The following is a 19,652-nucleotide window of genomic DNA, read 5'->3' as shown; positions in this document are numbered from 1 at the left end:
CCATGCCCCGTCATCGACTGCGTCGTCACCTGCTCACCGCCGTGATCGCGGCCACCGGTTCCCTCCTCGTCCTCACGGGCTGCGCCGACCCGGCGACGACGCCGACCGCGGACACCGACGCGACACTCCGCGTGGGCCTCGTCCTCGAGCCCTCGGACCTGAACATCCGCACGACCTCCGGCGTCGCACTCGAGCAGGTCCTCATCGACAACGTCTACCAGGGGCTGGTCTCGCGCACGACGGACAACGAGATCGTCGACACCCTCGCCGAGCGCCACGAGGTCAGCGCCGACGGGCTCACCTACACCTTCGTCCTCCGTGACGGCGTGACCTTCCACGACGGCGCTCCGCTCACCACCGCCGATGTGGTCGACTCGCTCACGCAGGTCCAGCAGAACGAGGCGTTCGTCGACCACCTCGACCTGGAGCAGCTCCAGAGCATCACGGCGGTCGACGAGCGCACCGTCCGGCTGCAGCTCAGCTCCCCCGACTCCGACCTGCTGTGGGCACTGACGGGTCGTGCGGGGATCGTCCTCCAGGCCGGGGCGGACAACGACCTGTCGACGACGGCGAACGGCACCGGGCCGTTCACGCTCACATCGTGGAAGCAGGGCGACAGCATCACCGTCGAGCGGAACGACGACTACTGGGGCGACGCTCCGAAGGTCCAGGAGGTCGTCTTCAGCTACATCCCCGACGCGTCCTCGGCCGTCAACGCGACCCTCGCGGGCGAGGTCGACGTGCAGATCGGTCTCGACGCGAACCTGCGGGACCAGGTCGAGCGTGCCGACGGCCTGACGATCGTCGAGGGGAAGACCACCGACAAGTACACCCTCGCCTTCAACAACCAGCGCGCGCCCCTGAACGACCCCCTCGTCCGCCAGGCCCTCCGGACGGCGATCGACCACGCCGCCATCGTCGAAGCGGTCGGTGGCGCCGCGGCCCTGCAGTACGGACCGATCCCGGAGCTCGACCCCGGCTACGAGGACCTCAGTGACGTCGTGAGCTACGACCCGGACGCGGCGAAGGCGCTCCTCGCGCAGGCCGGCCAGGAGGACCTCGCGCTCACGCTCACCGTCCCGAACCACTACGGCACCGCCGCGACCAATGTCCTGGTGTCGCAGTTCAAGGCCGTCGGCGTCACCCTGACGGTCGACAGCGTCGAGTTCCCCACGTGGTTGAACGACGTCTACACCAACCACGACTACGACCTCAGTCTCGTGAACCACGTCGAGGCACGCGACATCCAGCACTGGGCGGACCCGGACTACTACTTCGGCTACGACAACCCGGCGGTGCAGTCGTTGGTCGCCGAGGCGGAGGCCGCGATCGACCCGAAGGTCGCCGACGAACGACTCCGCGAAGCCGCCGCGCTGGTCTCGAAGGACCACGCCGCGGACTGGCTCTACACCGGGATCACCCTCACCGTCGTGCGCAACGGCGTCACCGGCTTCCCCACCGACTTCGTCAGCGAGCACCTCGACCTCCGGGACGTCGCCGTCACCGACTGATCGGCGGCGGGAGGCTAGTCGCGACCGGCGGCGCGCGTGGCGGAGGACACCAGGTCGTCCTTCGGCAACGCCGTGCCGTCCGTGAGGGCCTGCGTCCAGGACGCCGTCGTCGCCACGGCGGCGAAGTTCGAATCCAGCAGCGCCATAAGGGTCGTGTGCACCGTCTTCGCGTCGACGGACCCGGCCGCGTTCTCGAGGTCGATGGCTCCGGTCGCGTCGGAGAGCACCTCGACGTCGATACCGAGTTCTTCGGCGCCTGCTGCCGAGGCGATGACGCAGTTGTTGGTCATGTACCCGACGAGCGTGACGGTGTCGACGCCCTGCTCGCGCAGCCACGCCTCGAGCTCGGTCCCGGCGAAGACCGAACCGTACTGCTTCACGACGCCCTTCCAGGACGGCTGCACCCGGCGGGCGACCTCGGGGTGCAGCTCGAACGCACTCGTGTCCGGATCGAAGACCGGGGCCCCGCTGCCGGATGAGTGCTGGACGACCACGACGAGGACTCCGGCCGTCGTCGCCGCGTCGATGGCGTCCGCGATCCGCAGGATCGACTCGTCGCGCGGCGGGTACTGGATCGCGAGCGGACCGGCGAAGTACTCCTGCTGGACGTCGATCAGGATCAGGGCGCGACGGGTCGTGGTCACGGAGAACTCCTCGGTTCGGTGATGGCATCCACACGACGCCGGTTCCATCCTCCCGCGGAAGCGGACGACGTGCGCCACCGATAGTCTCGGCGCATGGGGATCAGGGGTGCGGGGATGCGTTCGGTCGGGATCAGTGCGGGACTCGCCGTGATGGTGGCGCTGTCGGCATCGGCGTGCGGATCGTCCGCGACGCCGAACGCGTCGCCGACCTCCGATGCACCGAGCACCCCGGAGTCGACCGACCTCCTCGCGTGCAGCGACCTCGCATCGCTCGACACCGTCGCCGGCGTCCTCGCGGCTGAACCGGCTGACGTCGTCGAGGCCGTGCAGCCGTCCGACGCCGTGGATCTGGCCGTCCTGACGGCGGCCGGCGGGCTCGCCTGCTCCTGGCGGGTGGGCGCCGGACAGCAGATGATCGGCGATGGAGCGGGCGACTGGGCCTACCTCTCGATCGAGATCCTGCCGGGCGCTGCCGACGACTGGGCACCGCCCTACACCGGCGACACACCGTCCGAGGACACGAGGACGATCGCCGGTGTCGAGGCGACCACCTCGTCGGGCGAGACCGGATGGCGCGTGTCCGCTCCCGTCGGCTCGGCCTGGGTCGAGCTGTCGATCACCGCCTCCGGGCTGACCTCGACCGGCAGCCGGTTCGACGGCACGCCGTCGGGCGAGGTCCTCGACAACCTCGCCTCGGCGGCGGAGACCACCTTCTCGACGGTGGAGCCCGCCTCCGAGGCTCAGCTCGCCTGGCCTGCGCTCGCGCCACGCGAGGGCGACGCGAGCTGCGACGGCGGGCTGGACGAGGCCGGGATCGTCTCAGCGCTGCAGTACGGCGAGGCCACCACCACCTGCACCGTCATCGACCCACGGGCCCAGCCGATCGGCGATCTGGAGGACGCCGCGAGCGCCCGCGTCGGTGCGTTCAGCTGCGAACTCTTCGCTGAGGGTTTCGGGTACACCGACATCCTGGTCGTGCGCGACGGCGCGACGATCATCGACGAGCTGACAGCTCAGCCCGACATGGCGGCGGCGCTCGAGCCGGTCATCCTCGAGGGCGCGGTCGACGGCGAATCGGCGTTCGTCGCGCGCCGCATGGACGGTCCGCGGTCGCCGCTCTACCTCACCGTCGGTGAGACGTTCTACGCCGTGAGTTCCGGCGACGGTGCACAGACGGTCGCGGAGGCGATCATCGCCCAGACGCGGTGACGGCCGGCAGCGCGATCACTCGGTGTCGAAACCGCAGGTCTGGATGGTCCAGGCGATGAACGCCTGGTAGTCCGGGTCGGTCGCGGCGCTCTGCACGGCCTGTGACTCGGTGAACCTCGGGTCGAGCCCGACGTCGGAGACGAGGCTGTCGGCCGGGAACTCGGCGAGGATCGCGGCGGTCTCCTCAGCGGAGGTCGCGAAGACCTCCGCGCCGGCTGCGACCTCGGCGCTCACGTCGTCCAGCGGCAGGAGGTCGCGGATCGTCGTGACCTGCGCCTGCACGGCCTCGAGGTCCTCGCCGACGGTGCCTGACTTCGCGGTCGCCGCCGCGCGGTTGGCCGCGCAGAACGCGGTGTAGTCGGCGGGCCCGTCTGCGGCATCGGCGGTCGCCGTGGCGGTGGGGGTCGACGACGGCGCCGCGGAGTCGCGATCCCCGCTGGACGGTGCCGAGCATCCGGCGAGGAGTCCGGCGACGAGGAGGCCGGAGCCCCAGACGAGGGCGATTCGGCTGCGGTGCGGTGCGGTCATGGACGAGGTCCCCTTCAACGATCTGCGAGTCGGCGCGATCCATGTTGCCGTACCCGTGGGCGGTCCGGAAAGCCCGCTGCGCGGTGCGGAGCGCCATCTCGTATCGTTGATCGACGTGAGCACCTCCCTTCCCACGACCTTCCCGCTGTCCACCGATCGACTCGTCCTCCGCCCGCACGAACCGTCGGACGTGGCCTGGTTGCTCGCGGTCTACGGACGGCCGGCCGTCGCCACCTACCTCCTCGACGAGCCGTGGACGGAGGAGGTCGCGCGGACGAAGAGCGCCGAGCGGCTCAAGCGCACCGGCCTGAGCAGCCCGTCGCGTGCGCTCGCGCTCATCGTCGAGCACGAGGGTGCGCCGGTGGGCGAGGTCCTGCTCTGGTACACCGACCACGAGCGGGGCGTCGCCGAGATCGGTTGGGTCCTCGACCCGGCACACAGCGGCAAGGGGTTCGCGAGCGAGGCCGTCGGCGCGGTCCTCGACCTCGCGTTCAGCACGCCGGGGATGCACCGGGTCGCCGCGCAGATGGACGGTCGGAACACCGCATCGGCGCGGCTCGCCGAGCGGGTCGGCATGCGGCGCGAGGCCCACCTCCGGCAGGACTGGTGGAACAAGGGCGAGTGGACCGACACGGTCGTCTTCGGCCTGCTGGCGAGCGATCGCCGCTGACGCCCGTCAGCCGACCTTCCCGACGACCGCACCGCGGTCGTCGGACTCCGTCATCGAACCGATCCCGAGCTGGGGACGGCGTGCACGTCGGTGATGCCACGCTTCGCCAGCGAAGCGGGATCCGCCGCGGTCCGAGACGTCACGACGGTGACTGCCTCGCCCTGTTCACGCAGCTCGTGCCAACGCTCGAACACGACGCCACCCGGTGCGAGGTCGGCCCGAGCGATCGGGAGGTCGTGCTCGTCCACATCGACGACGACGCCGACCGTGCGTGCGAGCACCCGGTCCCTCGCGCTGCCGCGCGCATCCGCGACGAGCTCGGCGAAGCGACGGCCGAGCGGCTTGACCGCGTTGTCCACGTCGAGCAGGCCGAGCGAGTACTCGAGGTCCTTGTAGTCGCCGAGCGACCGGGACACGTCGTGCGAGCACCACCAGGTGATCCCGTACAGACCGGGCGAGGAGAGCGCGCCCTCCACCGTCCGGGCCGCGAACTCCGGCATCTCGGTGTCCGCCAGGTTCATCGACGGAGCACCGACCTCCTGCAGCCACACCTGACGCCCCGAGTCGGTCGCGAACGCCTTCGACAGCTCGATCATCCACTCGGCGTGGCGGACGGATTGCGTGGACAGCCCGCCGTAGCGCTTCGCCGTGCCGTTGAAGATCCAGGAGTGCACGGTCGTGATGTCGCCGAGCCGCGAGGCGTGCACCGGGAGGAACGGATGCCCGTCCCGATACCAGAGGTGATCGTTCTCGCTGTGGGTGAGCAGGTGCCGGGGATCAGGGTCGACCGGCGCCTCCAGGAGTCTGGTCAACCAGTGCGCGACCTGATCGCTGTCAGCGGGCATCGCGGCCGGATTCGGTGGCTGGAACTGGTTGAGCTCGTTGCCGAGGGTCAGGCCGATGAGGTTCGGGCGGTCCCGCACGGCGTCGTAGACGGCGGACACGAGCGCGGCCTGCGCGTCGACGGCGGCTTCGTCGACGAACATGTTGCCGTCGTGCCAGTTGACGAGCCAGGCCGGGACGAAGTCGAACCCGGACATGTGCCCCTGGATGACGTCGACGGCGATGTCGAGTCCGAACTCGGCGGCGAGGTCGGCCACGAGCGAGACGTCGTCCAGTGCCTGGCGTCGGATGAGCGTCCGGTTCGGTTGCAGCACCGGCCAGAGCGGGAACACCCTGACGTGGTCGAGACCGAGACCGGCCAAGGCCTCGAAGTCCCTGCGGACGACGTCGGCGTCGATGCCCATCCACTGGAACATCCAGTCCTTGGAGGGTGTGTAGTTCGCTCCGAAGCGCGGAGTGTGGTCGGTCACGGTGTCACTCGTCCTTCTCGATGGGGGTCTGGTCCGGGGCCTGCGCCCGTGCGGTGGATTCCCGCACGATGAGTCGTCGCGCCGAGACGGTCTGCGAGGCGACCCGCTCGCCGTTCACGAGCCGCTCGAGCAGTTTCACCGCCGTCCTCGCGCTCTCCTCGACGGGAGCGTCGAGCGCGGTGATGCGGGGGCGCACGAGGGTCGACACCCACGAGTCCTCCCAGGCGATGACGGACAGCTGCTCGGGGACCCGGACGCCCAGCTCCGGCGCGTGCGCGATGATCTCGGCGGCCATCGCCTCGCTGTCGACGAGCAGTGCCGTGGCCGGGCCGGAGCGCCGCAGCACGTCGGCGACGGGATCCTCGGCGGACGGTTCCCAGTGCAGCACCGTCGGCGTCATACCCCGACGTTCCGCAGCCTCCACGAAGCGACGGTCTCGTTCCCTGGAGTGGACGAGGCCCGGAGAATCGCTCACGCGGGAGATCGCGCGGTGACCGAGTGCGGCGAGATGCTCCAGCACCTCCTCGTAGGCCGCGTCGTCGTGCACCGTGACGGCCGGCACGAGATCGTCCACCGGCGCACCGAGGAGGACGGCCGGCGCCCCCAGCTCGCGCACCTGCAGGATCCGGGGGTCGTCGTCGCGGACGTCGACGAGCAGGAACGCGTCCACCCGCTGCTCGCTCCACCACTCGCGGTACACGCGCTCCTCGTCGGTGTCCCGCACGAGCGTGAGCGACAACGACCAACCGATGGCTGCGAGGGGCTCGGTGAGACCGGCGATCAGCCGCATGAAGAAGGGGTCGCGCTCGAACGTGTCGCCGGAACGCGTCACGACGAGGCCGAGACTGCGCCCGCCGCGGCCGCTGACCTTGCGACTGGCGTAGTTCGGCCGCCAGTGCAGTTCGTCGGCTGCGCGGCGGATGCGGTCCGCCGTGGCCGTGGACACGTTCGGTCGTCCGTTGAACACGTGCGACACCGCCGACGGGGAGACCCCCGCGCGGGCGGCGACGGCGGCGATGGTCGCGCGAGCCGGTTTCTTGTCGTTCATCGTGTCCGAGAGTAGGGGCTTGACCGGATCTTGTAAAGCGGTATACATTGACCGCACGTTGATGTGTACCGCTACACAAGCCCCACGCGGAGAACACGATCACGTCCCATCCCGACGCACCGCAGCTCTCAGGAGGTCTCATGACCGATGGCATCAGCAGACGTACGTTCCTCGGCACGGTGATCGGGGGCGGGGTGATGATCCCCCTGCTCACGGGATGCGGCCCCCTCGTTCCGGCGTCCGGCATCCCCGGGTCGATCTCGGTGCACACGCAGTTGAGCGGCGCCGTCTCCGGAGCCCAGGTCTTCTCGGACGTCGTGGCCGCCTACTCCCGCGCGACCGACCGCGCCGTCGCCCTCCTGAAGAACGGCTCCGACCTCCCCATCGTCTTCGAGACGAGCTCGCTCGCGGGCAAGGAGGCCGACATCGCCATGGTGAACCTGCAGGGACGCACGCTCTCCTGGACCCGGCTCGGCGCCACGATCCCGGTGGAGGATCTGCTGGACGACTGGGGCCTCCGCGACAAGATCATCCCGGAGGCCCTCGAGGAGTGGACCGACGAGGACGGACACCTCCGCGCGTTCCCCTTCACCCGGACCAACTGGCCGGTGTCGTTCAACACCGGCCTGCTCGCGGAGGCGGGCGTCGAGTTGCCGACGACGTCCGACGAGCTCATCCTCGTCGCCGACGCCCTGCGGTCGAAGGGCATCGGGCCGGTCACCGTCGGAGGATCGGACTGGAGCGGGCAGAAGCTGTTCCTGCAGATCCTGCAGGGCTTCCTCACGAAGGACGAGGCCACCCGAGCGTTCTCCACCGGCAAGCTCTCCGAGTTCCCCGGAGCCGTCGCCGGCGTCGAGCACTTCGTCGAACTGCGGGATGCCGGCGTGTTCGTCGACAACGTGCAGGGGTACACCTCCGACTCGGAACTCACGCAGTTCAACACCCGGAAGGCCGCGATCGTGCCGGCGATGTCGTCCGCCCTCGCCCTCGTCCCCGCGGAGCGTGCAGCCGAGGTGACCGTCGGCGGGTGGCCGACACCCTCGCAGGGAGGCGTCGTCGACCATCCGACCGTCATCCAGAGCTACAACGGACACGGCATCTGGATCAGCGCGAACGGCGCGGAGAAGCTCGAGCTGCTGAAGCCCTTCATCCAGAACCTCTACTCCCCCGAGGTCACGAGCGAGTTCATCCTCGGCTCCGGTCGCGACATGAACCGGATCACGGACGTCGTGAGCACCGACTTCCCCCTCGTCGCGCAGGCCTCGCAGCTCACCACCGATCAGGTGACCCCGGTGATGCTGCCCGATCTGCTCATCCCCGATGCGGTCTTCGAACCGATGATCCGGGTGACCGCGATGGCCTACGGCTCCGCGAGCGCCGACCAGATCATCGACCGGTTCGAGCAGGCCTACGACGCGGCCTGAGGGCCCGAAAGGACATCATGACCGTGCTCGAAGTCACCCCCACGACGGGACGACCCGTCTCCGCCCGACCACCTGGCGCTCGTCCGCGTCGCTCTCCGCTCCGGGAGCGCTTCCCCGGCCTCGCCCTCCCGGCGCTCATCTGGTACGCGGTCTTCATGATCGGGCCGGTCGTCGCGATCTTCGTGATTGCCTTCCTACGCTGGCCGGGGATGCTCGAAACCCCGTCGTTCGCGGGCCTGGACAACTTCAGCGTCGTCTTCGCGGACGCCACCTTCTGGGCCGCCCTCGGCAACTCCGCCGTCCAGATCGTCGTCGGACTCCCGATCATGATCGTGCTGGCCTTTCTCCTCGCCTTCTACGTCGTCCAGAAGCCCCGTGGGCACCGCGTCCTGCGGTACATCCTGTTCATCCCTGCGCTCATCTCGGCGCCGGCGACCGCCATGGTGTTCTACGCCATGCTCAACCCGGACGGACTCGTCAACGGCCTGCTCGCGCCGCTCGGCCTGGCGGGCAACGCCTGGCTGGCCGACCCGTCGACCGCGCTCGGCGCCATCATCGCTGTGGAGCTGTGGAGCGGCATCGGCTACTCGGCCGTGCTCATCGCCGCCCGTCTCGACGGCGTCGACGCGGAGATCGTGCAGGCGGCCCGTGTGGACGGCGCGAGCGACTGGCGCATCGCCTGGCGCATGTACTGGCCCATCGCCCGCGACTTCATCGGCGTGGTCACCATGCTCCAGTTCCTGTCGCTGCTGTTCAACTCGGCGCAGACGGTCCTCCTCCTCACCCAGGGCGGACCGGGCACCTCGACGATGACGCTGTCGTACCTCATCTACAGCAAGGCGTTCGTCGAGACGGACCTCGGCTACAGCCAGGCGGTCGGTGTGGTTCTGTTCGTCCTCGGGCTGCTCGGCATGTGGCTGATCCGCCGGACCCTGCGCGCCACCCACTGATCGGATCAAGGAGACTCTCATGGCATCACGCACCGTCCTCCCCCTCCGTGATCGGTTGGGGTCCCTCACGAGCGGCACCCTCGCCTGGCTGTACGCGGCGATCCTCCTCATCCCCTTCTACTACTTCATCTCGTCGTCCTTCAAGACGAACGAGGAGATCTTCGAGTCGCCGCTGGCGCTGCCGACATCGTGGGACCTCTCGAACTTCGCCACCGCGTTCCGGCAGGCGGACCTCGGGCTCGCGATCGCAAACTCGGCGCTCACCACGATCAGTGCGCTCGTGCTCACCCTGCTGCTCGCCCTCCCCGCGGCGTTCGCGCTCGCACGGGCGCAGGGCCGGCTCGGGAAGGTCATCGAGAACGTCTTCAACCTCGGCTTCCTGATCCCCGCCTTCGCGGCGTTGTTCCCGACGTTCCTCCTCGCCGCCGCCGTCGGGCTGTTCCACACCCGCACCTTCGTCGTGCTCCTGCTCCCGGCCACCGCGCTCCCGCTGTCGATCGTGATCCTCACCGCGTTCATGCGGACCATCCCGCGCGAACTCGAGGAGGCCGCGTCCATGGACGGCGCATCCACCCTGCAGGTCCTGCGTCAGGTGTACCTCCCGATCTGCATCCCCGGCATCGCCACGGTGCTCCTGCTGAACTTCCTGTCGTTCTGGAACGCCTACCTCTATCCGCTGATCCTCATCGGCCCCGACACCGCCCAACGCACGATCCAGGTCGCGTTGCCGACGCTCAAGGTCGACGCCGGCACCGACTACGGTGTCCTCATGGCCGGAACCCTGCTCACCCTGCTTCCGGTCTACCTCGTCTACACGGTCCTCCAGAAGCAGATGCAGAAGGCGCTGGTGTCGGGAGCGGTCAAGGGATGACGCGGTCGTCGGCCGAGCTGAGCCTGCGCGAGCGGATCGGCCAGATCAACCAGCGTCTCAAGGGGTGGGAGGCCGTCGAATGGGTCGACGGCGCCCCACGGGTCACCGACGTGCTCCGGCGCGAGGTCGACCGGTGGGGTGGGATCGGCGCGATCTACGGCGTCCTGCGCGCCGACCCGTGGTCGCAGGTGCGCTGGGAGAACGGCGTCCCACCCGAACGGAGCGCCGAGGCCTACGCAGCGGTACAGGAGGTCGTCCGAACCCGCGGGTCCGGCCTCCCGACGCTCTTCGTCGAGGAGGTCCCGCACGGCCTCATGGCGCTCGGCGGCACCACGCTCCCGGTGAACCTCGCACTCGGTGCCGGGATGGACGTCGACCTCGTCGAAGGCCTCGGCGCCGAGGTGGCCGCCGAGGCCCGGGCGCGAGGCACGCACGTGGCGCTCGTCTCCGGGCTCGACGTGCTGCGGGATCCGCGCTGGGGTCGTGCGGAGGAGTGCTTCAGCGAGGACCCGGCGCTGGCGGCGCTGCTCGTGGAGGCGACCGTGCGGGGCATGCAGGGGCGGAACCCGCACGGGCAGCTCGCAAACGACCGCATCGCCGTGGTCGCGAAGCACCTCGCCGGGCAGGGTGCCGGCATCGGCGGCCGGAACGGATCCGGTGCTCCGATCGGACGCCGCGAGCTCGGTGAGATCCATCTGCGGCCGGCGTACGTCGCTGCTCGGGCCGGCGTGTCCGGGTTCATGGCGGCGTACAACGACATCGACGGTGTCCCGTGCAGTGCCAACGCGGACCTCCTCACCGGGGTCCTCCGCGAGGACTGGGGATGGGAGGGCATCGTCATGGCCGACGGCACGGCGGTGGACCGGTTGCGCGACAGTACGCCCGACCCGGCGAGCGCCGCGGCACTCGCCATCACAGCGGGGGTCGATCTGAGCCTGTGGGACGAGGCCTTCACGCACGTGGAGGAGGCGATCGAACGCGGACTCCTCGATCAGGCGCTCGTGACCCGCGCCGCCGACCGGGTCCTCGCGCTGAAGCGGCGTGTCGGCCTGCTCGAGGAAGCGCAGCCGGAACACGCCGTCGCAGGTCCGGCCGAAGATCGCCCTCCGAGGGAGTTCCTCGAACTCGCGCACCGCGCGGCGGCGCAGTCCTGCGTCCTCGTGCAGGACGATGGCGTCCTCCCGCTCTCCGCATCCGCGGTCGTCGCCGTGATCGGCCCGAACGCCGACGATCTCGAAGCCCAGCTCGGTGACTACACGCCGCCGCGGCCGGACGACGACCCGCAGGCCTCCACCGTGCGATCCGCACTCGAGGCACGGCACGGTACGGGCCACGTGCGATACGCGCAGGGCGCCTCGCACCGTTCCCGTCTTCCGGGTGACGTCGCGGAACAGGTGGACGCGGCGCTGTCCGGGGCGGACGCCGCGGTCGTCGTGTTGGGTGGGACGAGTCGACGACGCTACGACGACGAGTTCGCCGACAACGGCGCCGTCGACGGCCCCGCTCCCGACACCACCAACGGCGAGGGTGTCGACCTCGCGCGCCTCGCCCTACCCGAGTCGCAACTCGACCTCCTCCGTGCCGCTCGGGCAGCCGTCCCCGTCGTGATCGCGGTGCTGATCGACGGCCGCCCGCGCCCGCTCGAGCCACTCGTCACGCTGGCCGACGCACTGATCGTCGCCCCGTTCCCCGGCCCGAACGGTGGTGCGGCGATCGTCGACGTCCTCGCGACCGGGGTCGGTGGCGGGTTGCTCCCGGCGACCTTCCCCTCGGCCGACGGCGTGTGGCCCGTCGCGCACGACGAGCGTCGAGAGACGGCCCGCGGCTACGTCGACGCCCGCCATCCCGTGGGCGGACTGTTCGGCAGTGGCGCCTCCGCCGTGTCGGTCCGGCTGCGTCCCGTCGAAGCGACGCTCACCGCGGAGGCGCTGCGCGAGGGAGGCACGGTCACGCTGACCGCCGACCTCGTCAACGACACCGATCGGGCTGTCTCCCTGCCGGTGCCGCTCTACGGCCGCCGCCATGAGCTCGGCCTCCGTCCGCGCCGGCGCAGTGTGCTCGCGGTCGAACGGGTCGAGGTCGCTGCCCGGTCGACGGCCGCGGTCGCGTTCACCCTCGGTCTCGATGGACTCGGGTCCTGGGCGGATGGTCGTCCGGTGCCGGCTCCCGCGGAGGTGGTCGCCTGGACGGCCCCGAGCCACGACCCTCCGTCCGACGCCCTCGTCGTGCGGATCACCGATGAGGAAGGAGACACCGGATGGGGACACTGACCCCCTTCGCCCCGGACGCCCGCACCCGTGAGCTGCTCGCCGACGCCGCCGTGGAGGTGGGACGGGTCACCGACGGCCGCATCGGCGACCTGGTCGGCCGGGCGCTGCTCGCCACGCTCACCGAGACCGTCGGCGTCGATCCGGCGGGACGGGTGTTCGTCATCACGGGCGACATCCCGGCGATGTGGCTCCGCGACTCGACGACCCAGCTCACCCCGTATCTGCGGTTCGTCGAGCAGAGCGGGCAATTGGCCGACCTCGTGGAGCAGGTGGTCCGCCGGCAGTTCGGGTTCATCGCCCACGACCCCTACGCGAACGCGTTCAACGACGGACCGACGGGTGCCCGCTACGATCCCGCGGACGTGTGCGAGGATCCCGAGGTCTGGGAGCAGAAGTACGAGGTCGACAGTCTCGCCTACCCGGTCACCCTCGCTCACGCGCTGTGGCGCCGAACCGGACGGACCGGATTCCTGCTCGACGCGCCGACGCCCGGCGTGCTGCGGACCGTCGTCGATCAGCTCCGCGCCGAGCAACAGCACGAGACGTCTCCGTACCGGTTCGAACGGACGACCACCATCCCCACCGAGACGCTGCCGCGTGGCGGCCGGGGTTCCGCGGTCGCGCACACCGGCATGACCTGGAGTGGATTCCGCCCGTCCGACGACGCGTGCACGTTCGGGTTCAACATCCCGGCCAACCTCTTCGCCGCGGAAGCTCTGCTCTCGCTCGCCGAGATCGCGACCGAGGTGCTCGAGGACATGCCGTTGGCCGAGGATGCCCGCGCCCTCTCCGCCGAACTCGTCGCCGGCGTCCGGGCGCATGGGATCGTGCCCGGGCCGGGCGGGGTCCCGATCTACGCGTATGAGGTCGACGGGCTCGGGGGCCGCCTCATCATGGACGACGCGAACACCCCGTCGTTGCTCTCGCTCCCCCTGATCGCACCGACCGTCCTCGATCCGGCCGTCTGGGCGGCCACGCGCGACGTCGTGCTGAGTCCGGCGAACCCGTACTGGTTCGAGGGCTCGGTGTTGCGAGGCGTCGGCAGTCCGCACACCCGTGATCGGCGGGTCTGGCCCATCGCACTCGCCGTCGAAGGACTGGTGGGCACCCCGGCCGACCGTCGCCATCTGCTGCGCATGATCGCCGACACGGATGCCGGAACGGGCCGCGTGCACGAGAGCATCGACGTCGATGATCCCGCCGTCTTCTCACGCCCCTGGTTCTCCTGGGCCGAGTCGATGTTCTGCGAACTCGCCCTCACCGTCGTGGACGACGAGCGATCGCGCCCGACGCGCTTCGCCTGACGCGGTTCGCCTGACGACTCAGCGGCGCTCCGGGTCGGTGATCAGCAGCGCGTTGTCCGTTGCGAGACGCTCCAGCACCTCGTCCGTCGTCGACCGCTTCGCCTCCTCGACATCGGTGTCGGTCAGCGCGACGGCCTGCCAGAAGGCGACCCGGCCGTTCGGCGTCTCGATGGGTTCGACCACCGGGTCGAGTCTGACGGCGAGCGTCGTGAGGGCACCGTCGGGGTCGTCGGTCACGCCGTTCGCGAGTCGGATGCGATCCCCCAACCACAGCTCCTGCGGTCCGCTGCGCACGTACTGCGCCAGCACGACGAGCGCACGGTACGGCCATTCAGGCGGGGTCTCCTCGGTCGGTGACCGGCGCACACGCATGGTCAGCTCGTATCCGAAGCCACTGGTCGTCGGATCGTCGGAGTCCTTGCCCCACAGCTCCGTGAGCCCGTAGGTGACGTAGAACCAGTGGTCGGGCCCGGGGAGCGCCGAACACCCCTGCAGGGCGGACCCGAAGTGCAGGCCGGGCGAGTAGGCGACGTGGAATTCACGGGCCCCGGGGTAGTGCTGCGAGACCGCCTGCGTGACGGCGTCCCATCCCCGCTCGTCGAGGTCGTCGAGATCGGCTGGGCCGGCCGCCGCGGGATCGGGCGCGGCGGGCGGCGTCGGTGGCTGCTGGCGTTTGCGTCGGAAGAAGCCCATGCGACGAGTGTAGGCATCGGTCACTCGGACACGCCCATCGAGGTGGACGCGCGCGCCGACTGGCCCGTCGGATGAGGCGGATCACGGGTGCCGTCCATCGGTCGCGGCGGCGATACAGTGAATTTGCCCGACACCGGGCGGGACACCTGGGAGGCCCGATGCCACGTTGGATCGAAGGCACCGAGCGCCACCCACGGCTCGGCCTGCTGAGCCGGAGTCAGGGACCGCTGGCGCTGGGGGTCGGGATCGTCACGGCGATCGTCGGCATCACCAGTCCGGCCGTCCTCCGTGTCACCGAACTCCAACTGGCTTGGGCCGTGATGGGACTCGCGCTCGTCGCCACGCTCGTGCTTCCGTGGGAGCGGATCGCCCGCCCGTGGGCGCTCACCCTGGTCAGCGCAGACCTCGCCGTCGTGGGACTTGTGAACCACGCGGTGTCCCCCGTCCTCGGCGCCTCGATCGTACTGCTCGCCTTCCCCGTGCTCTGGCTGTCCTACAGCTTCGGACGCCTCGGCGTCGTCCTCGCTCTCGTGGGGAGCGTGCTCGTCGTCTGGCTGCCCGGCCTGCTGTACGGCGAGGGCCCCGTGAGCACGCAGGACGTGAGCGAGCTCATCGCGCTCACCCTGCTGCTCGTGCTGGTCATCCTCGCCGTCGGCCTGCAGTCGCAACGGTTCGAACGCGCCCAGGCGAGCGTGCGGGCCGAAGGCGAAGCGAAGGTCGAAGCCTTGGAGCGGCAGAACCGGCTGGCCGTGATGCTCCGCACCGTCGCCGACGAGGTGAACGTCGGACTGGTCTTCTTCGACGAACACGGCACCGAGATCCTCAACAACCGACTCGCCGTCGAACTCGCGGCACTGGCCGGCTACGACGCGTCGACCGGGGGCGCCCGCTTCATCTGGGCGGCGGACGGTCTCACCCCGCTGGCGGTGGAGGACCAACCGGTCCTGCGGGTCCTCGACGGACAGGACGTCCGCGACTTCTTCTACTGGGTGGGGCCTCCCGGCAGGCAACGAGCCCTCGTCGCGAACGGTCGGCCGGTCAGTGGCGCGGACGGGGCACCGAACGGGGCGGTCCTCGTCGGGCAGGACGTGACCGAGCTCACCGAAGCCGTCCGGATGCGCACCGAGTCACTGACGAGCCTGAGCCACGAACTGCGGACGCCCCTCACGAGCATCCTCGGCTATCTCGATATGCTCGACGACGACTCGGACGTCGCACCCCGGGTGCAAGCCCAGCTCGCCGTCGTCCGCCGGAGCGCCGATCATCTCGGGCGTCTGGCTGAACAGTTCCTCGCAGCGAGCGCACCCCACCTGGAGATCACCGACGAACCCGTCGACCTCAGCGCCATCGTGCTGGAGGCGGCCGACGAGCGACGACGGCTCGGCCTGCCCGACGGCGTGGAGCTGCGCACCGCTGCCGTGCCGACGCTGCAGCTCGTCGGCGATCGAGCACGCCTCCGGGAGTTGCTCTCGATCATGCTCGACAACGCGGTGACCTACACCCGCGCCGGCGAGATCTTCCTGAGCGTGCGCTCGGACGGCGTGGATGCGATCATCCGCGTCACCGACACGGGGATCGGCATCCCGGCGGACGAACTCACCCGGGTCTTCGAACGGTTCCACCGAGCCGGGAACGTGCGCGAGGAGACGATCCGCGGCTCAGGCCTCGGACTCACCATCGCCAGATCCATCGCGCACGCGCACCGCGGCACGATCGAGGCCTTCGCCACCGGTGACCCCGGGACGACCTTCATCGTCCGACTCCCGCTGGCCCGCCGGAACCGCTCGGCCGGCTGACACCGCCGACGAGGCGTCAGCGCGCCGGGGTCGTCGCTCTCGTCGGAGACAGCGAGCAGGACCGAGGACCCATACAAGTGCGCCGAATTCATCGCTGGCCACGTCCAGGCTGATCGTCGCGGCCGCGAAACGAGAGTCAAACCGGGAACCGGCGAACAGCGCGTGTCCGGCGCACCCTTGGGGGCACGGTCAGCGGAGGGGTGACCGCGCCAGTACCGCGGGGTCCTGACCCTCGCGGAGAGGAAGCAGGCTGTAGAGCACGCGGTACGGGCCCTTCGCCGGTGTGTTGCTGTACTGCTCCGGGCGGGTCAGCAGGTCCCAGTTTCCGCCCTGCACCCCCTCCTGCGCTGCGTCCACGCGGACGACGGTCCGCCAGGATGCGAGCACCTCGTACCAGTGGCGACGTCCCGCGAGCTCGTCAGGACTGTTCGGCTGGGCGTTGAGGTACATGCTTCCCTCAGCCACGATCAGCACCCCGCTGCCGGCGTCGTCGGTCAGCGCCGCCCAGCGGGTGTCGGCTTTGTTCCCGGTGTCCTGCGGTCGGCTGTATCTCGTGATCTGGTCCGCGACCCGGCCGGAGAACCTGCCGAAGAACGCCGAGCTGCGCCGGTCGACGGTCGACTCCCATGGTCCCCGTCCGTACCACTCGAGGTTCGCGAGTTCGGGCCGGAGACCGAAGGTGGTCCCGACGACCTGCGGATTGGGCGTGTCGGGCACGGGTTCGAACGTCGACAGCACGTCCACCTGCCCGTCGCCATGGATCGTGTAGACGATGGACTGCGGCGAGGTCGTGATGCGCTGGCTCGGACGGAACGGCACCGTGGTCGTGACGGACCCGCTCACCATGACGCGGACCGCGCCGGGCGTGTGGGTCGTCTCGACCGAGCCGACGGCCCAGGCCTCGCCGACACCACGCCAGGGCAGCGACGGCTCCGGGTGGGTCTCCCTGAACTCCGGGATGGACAGTTCGGGGTCGTTCGGGGCACGCCAGTAGTTCGGCATGAGGCCGCTCGCGAGCAGCTCCCGCTCGTCGTATCGCAGCGACGTCATCCGCCCCGTCGTGCGGTCGACGGTGACCGAGAAGCCGGTCCCGTGGACCTCGATCAAGCCATCGCTCTCCTGGAGTCGAGGCGCTGCTGCGTCCGACACAGCTAGCGGTTCCGGCGCAGCCCCCGGCACGGGGAGGGCGAACTGGGCTCGGGCGACGACGTGCCCTGCTGGCGCCCACCGAGTCGGTGCGTCGAGCTCGATCGAGAGCTCGAGTCGGTACTCGGCTCGGTGACGCCGCTCCGCCGGCAGTTCGCACGGCAGGGTGACCTCCGTACGCTGCGACGGCCCGATCGACAGTGCAGTGCCGATGATCGTTCCGCTGCTGACGGCTCGACCGTCCTCAGTGACCGCCCACCGCAATCGGTGCTCGTCCAGGCTCGTGAACAGGTACTCGTTCGTGATCGCGACGACCCAGCTGTCAGGATCCAGGAGCGTCATGCTCACCGGCTGATGCGCCAGCTTGGCCTCCTGCAGCTTCGGCGTCGGCGTGCGGTCGGCGAGCACCAGCCCACTCATATGGGCTCCCTCCTCATTGGGATCGTCGCCCCAGTCGCCGCCGTAGGCGAGGAACTCCTCCCCCGGCCGCCCCGGCACGTCCCACCACAGTCCCTTGTCGGCCCAGTCCCAGAGAAAGCCCCCGAGCACCTGGCCGGGGTGTTGCCGGATCGCGTTCCAGGTCTCGTCGAGATAGCCGGAGGTGTTGCCCTGGCTGAACGCGTACTCGACGAGGAGGTACGGCCTCGGGTCTCGGGTCGCTCGCTCGATCAGCTGCGGGACCGGTGGGTAGAAGTCGCCGTCGAAGTCGGAGTGGTCCGATGGGACGATCGGCGAACCGGAGCCGGTCGAATCCTGATAGCTGACCGGCCGTGACGGGTCGTAGGCCTTGGCCCAGTCGTACATGGCCCGCAGATTCGAACCGACGCCCGATTCGTTGCCGATCGACCACGCGATCACGCAGGGATGGTTCTTGTCCCGGTCGACCATGTTCCGCATGCGCCAGAGCAGTGGTGCTCGAAGCTCGGGTCGATCTCCCGGGATGTTCGGCCGTCCGTCGCCGTCGACGCGGTTGATGTGGGTCTCGTTGTTCGCTTCGTCGAAGATGTAGAGCCCGTACTCGTCGGCGAGCTCGTACCACCGGGGGTCGTTCGGGTAGTGGGAAGTGCGGACGGCGTTGATGTTGTTCCGCTTCATCAGGGTGATGTCGGCGACCATGTCGTCCAGGCTGAGGGTGCGACCGGTCCGCGGGTTCCACTCGTGTCGGTTGACGCCTCGGATCGAGAGCGGCCGGCCGTTGATCAGGAACACGCCGTCGACGATCTCGACGCGTCGGAACCCCACGCGAGTGGACACGCGATCGACGACCGAACCGTCCGTATCCACCAGTTCCACGACGAGGGTGTACAGCTCCGGGTGCTCGGCCGTCCAGAGCCGAGGCGGCCGCACGGACTCCGCCAGCGTGGCGGACACTCCCCCTTCGGACGCCTCCGATGAAACGGATGCGGCGCGCGACCAGAGCTGTGGCGCGTCGACGTCCGTCCCGTCGAACAGCGTCCCCCGCGCGTGGAGGCGCTCTCCGTGAAGCTCGCCTGAACCGTCCTGTACCTCGACGTCCAGCTCGAGTGTCGCCTCGGACCAGTCGTCCGCGAGCGGAGTCCTGACCGTGAAGTCACGGACGAACACGGACGGCCTGGAGAGCAGGTTGACACTCCGGAAGATGCCGGAGAGTCGGACGTTGTCCTGGTTCTCCAGGTAGGACCCGGTCGACCATCGGTACACCTCGACGGCGAGCACATTGGACCCGGCGTGCAGGTGCGACGTCACTTCGAACTCGCCGCGGGTGTAGCTGTCCTCGCGATAGCCGAGCGGATGACCGTTGATCCAGACGGTGTACGCCGACTCCACGCCCTCGAACTGGAGGAACGTCCGCCGACCGTCCCAGTCCGCCGGGAGTTCGAAGCTCGTCCGGTACAGTCCGACCGGGTTGTAGCGGGTCGGGGCGTGCGGGTAGTCGCCGGTCGGAAGCGGCTGCTCGTGGTGGCCGTTCGCGCCGGTCCACGGCAGCACGGTGTTGACCCCGATCGGGAAGTCGTACCCGTGCACCTGCCAGCTTGCGGGGACGGGGAGGATGTCCCAGTCCGAGTCGTCGACGTCCTCCCGCTCGAAGTCGGGCATCCGGGATGCGGGGTCCGGGGACCAGCGGAACCGCCAGTCACCGTCCAGGCTGAGCCTGAACGGCGAGGCGGAGCGGTCCGCCCGCACCGCACTCGCCAGGCTGTCGTACGTGACCAGCGTGGCATGTGCGGGTTCGGTCCCCCGCTCGTACACGGCAGGGTCGTTCCATTCGGGTGTCGCGTTCATGGTCTCCTCGGAT

Annotated in this window: 15 protein-coding genes; 9 read left to right on the top strand and 6 right to left on the bottom strand. The window is 69.7% G+C overall.

Annotated features, from left to right (window positions below; genetic code table 11):
• The first annotated feature begins 2 nt into the window (after window positions 1-2).
• A complete protein-coding gene (locus tag BIU99_RS02470; RefSeq protein WP_139205313.1) occupies window positions 3-1,511 on the top strand; it encodes an ABC transporter substrate-binding protein in 1,509 nt (502 codons plus the stop codon).
• 14 nt (window positions 1,512-1,525) lie between these two features.
• Here the strand turns inward: BIU99_RS02470 and BIU99_RS02465 are convergent, their stop codons facing one another.
• Window positions 1,526-2,155: an isochorismatase family protein gene (locus BIU99_RS02465; protein WP_071259118.1), complete on the bottom strand. Its 630-nt coding sequence runs from the start codon at window positions 2,153-2,155 to the stop codon at window positions 1,526-1,528.
• A 93-nt stretch (window positions 2,156-2,248) separates the two neighbouring features.
• On the opposite strand from BIU99_RS02465, the gene BIU99_RS02460 reads away from it, so the two are divergent.
• Entirely contained in the window at window positions 2,249-3,364 is a 1,116-nt protein-coding gene (locus BIU99_RS02460) for a hypothetical protein (RefSeq protein ID WP_139205312.1), read from the top strand.
• Between the two features lie 15 nt (window positions 3,365-3,379).
• Here BIU99_RS02460 and BIU99_RS02455 read toward each other — a convergent pair whose 3' ends face one another.
• Window positions 3,380-3,892: a hypothetical protein gene (locus tag BIU99_RS02455; RefSeq protein ID WP_071259113.1), complete on the bottom strand. Its 513-nt coding sequence runs from the start codon at window positions 3,890-3,892 to the stop codon at window positions 3,380-3,382.
• A gap of 115 nt (window positions 3,893-4,007) precedes the next feature.
• Between BIU99_RS02455 and BIU99_RS02450 the strand changes: the two genes are divergently transcribed.
• Window positions 4,008-4,562, top strand: a complete 555-nt coding sequence (locus BIU99_RS02450; protein ID WP_071259366.1) for a GNAT family N-acetyltransferase — start codon at window positions 4,008-4,010, stop codon at window positions 4,560-4,562.
• Window positions 4,563-4,612: 50 nt separating this feature from the next.
• Here BIU99_RS02450 and BIU99_RS02445 read toward each other — a convergent pair whose 3' ends face one another.
• Window positions 4,613-5,875: a glycosyl hydrolase gene (locus tag BIU99_RS02445; protein WP_254773550.1), complete on the bottom strand. Its 1,263-nt coding sequence runs from the start codon at window positions 5,873-5,875 to the stop codon at window positions 4,613-4,615.
• A 4-nt stretch (window positions 5,876-5,879) separates the two neighbouring features.
• Window positions 5,880-6,923 carry a LacI family DNA-binding transcriptional regulator gene (locus tag BIU99_RS02440; RefSeq protein WP_071259110.1) on the bottom strand — a complete coding sequence of 348 codons (1,044 nt, stop codon included), beginning with the start codon at window positions 6,921-6,923 and terminating at the stop codon, window positions 5,880-5,882.
• 140 nt (window positions 6,924-7,063) lie between these two features.
• Between BIU99_RS02440 and BIU99_RS02435 the strand changes: the two genes are divergently transcribed.
• The 5 genes from BIU99_RS02435 to BIU99_RS02415 are packed head-to-tail and all read left to right on the top strand — an operon-like array spanning window position 7,064 to window position 13,742.
• On the top strand, window positions 7,064-8,347 hold the full coding sequence (locus tag BIU99_RS02435) for an ABC transporter substrate-binding protein (protein ID WP_071259107.1): 1,284 nt from the start codon (window positions 7,064-7,066) through the stop codon (window positions 8,345-8,347).
• 17 nt (window positions 8,348-8,364) lie between these two features.
• The gene (locus BIU99_RS02430) at window positions 8,365-9,297 is read left to right on the top strand and encodes a carbohydrate ABC transporter permease (protein ID WP_064294678.1); all 933 of its coding nucleotides are present in this window, start codon (window positions 8,365-8,367) and stop codon (window positions 9,295-9,297) included.
• A 19-nt stretch (window positions 9,298-9,316) separates the two neighbouring features.
• The gene (locus BIU99_RS02425) at window positions 9,317-10,168 is read left to right on the top strand and encodes a carbohydrate ABC transporter permease (protein WP_071259104.1); all 852 of its coding nucleotides are present in this window, start codon (window positions 9,317-9,319) and stop codon (window positions 10,166-10,168) included.
• Window positions 10,165-12,438, top strand: coding sequence for a glycoside hydrolase family 3 N-terminal domain-containing protein (locus BIU99_RS02420; protein WP_071259102.1), 2,274 nt, complete (start codon window positions 10,165-10,167; stop codon window positions 12,436-12,438). Before BIU99_RS02425 ends, BIU99_RS02420 begins: the two co-directional genes overlap by 4 nt.
• Window positions 12,426-13,742, top strand: a complete 1,317-nt coding sequence (locus BIU99_RS02415) for a glycoside hydrolase family 125 protein (protein ID WP_083397150.1) — start codon at window positions 12,426-12,428, stop codon at window positions 13,740-13,742. Before BIU99_RS02420 ends, BIU99_RS02415 begins: the two co-directional genes overlap by 13 nt.
• 18 nt (window positions 13,743-13,760) lie before the next feature.
• Here BIU99_RS02415 and BIU99_RS02410 read toward each other — a convergent pair whose 3' ends face one another.
• Entirely contained in the window at window positions 13,761-14,435 is a 675-nt protein-coding gene (locus BIU99_RS02410; RefSeq protein ID WP_083397149.1) for a suppressor of fused domain protein, read from the bottom strand.
• Between the two features lie 158 nt (window positions 14,436-14,593).
• Here BIU99_RS02410 and BIU99_RS02405 point away from each other — a divergent pair, with 158 nt between their 5' ends.
• Window positions 14,594-16,231, top strand: coding sequence for a PAS domain-containing sensor histidine kinase (locus BIU99_RS02405; RefSeq protein WP_071259099.1), 1,638 nt, complete (start codon window positions 14,594-14,596; stop codon window positions 16,229-16,231).
• Between the two features lie 189 nt (window positions 16,232-16,420).
• On the opposite strand, the gene BIU99_RS02400 is transcribed toward BIU99_RS02405, so the two are convergent.
• A complete protein-coding gene (locus BIU99_RS02400; protein WP_175484337.1) occupies window positions 16,421-19,639 on the bottom strand; it encodes a glycoside hydrolase family 2 TIM barrel-domain containing protein in 3,219 nt (1,072 codons plus the stop codon).
• Between the last annotated feature and the right edge of the window lie 13 nt (window positions 19,640-19,652).

Origin of the sequence: Plantibacter sp. MMLR14_011 (assembly GCF_001865025.1) — a bacterium.
Lineage (GTDB): Bacteria > Actinomycetota > Actinomycetes > Actinomycetales > Microbacteriaceae > Plantibacter > Plantibacter flavus_A.
Note: the sequence above shows the minus strand (reverse complement) of the source record. Positions and strands in the feature narration are given on the sequence as shown.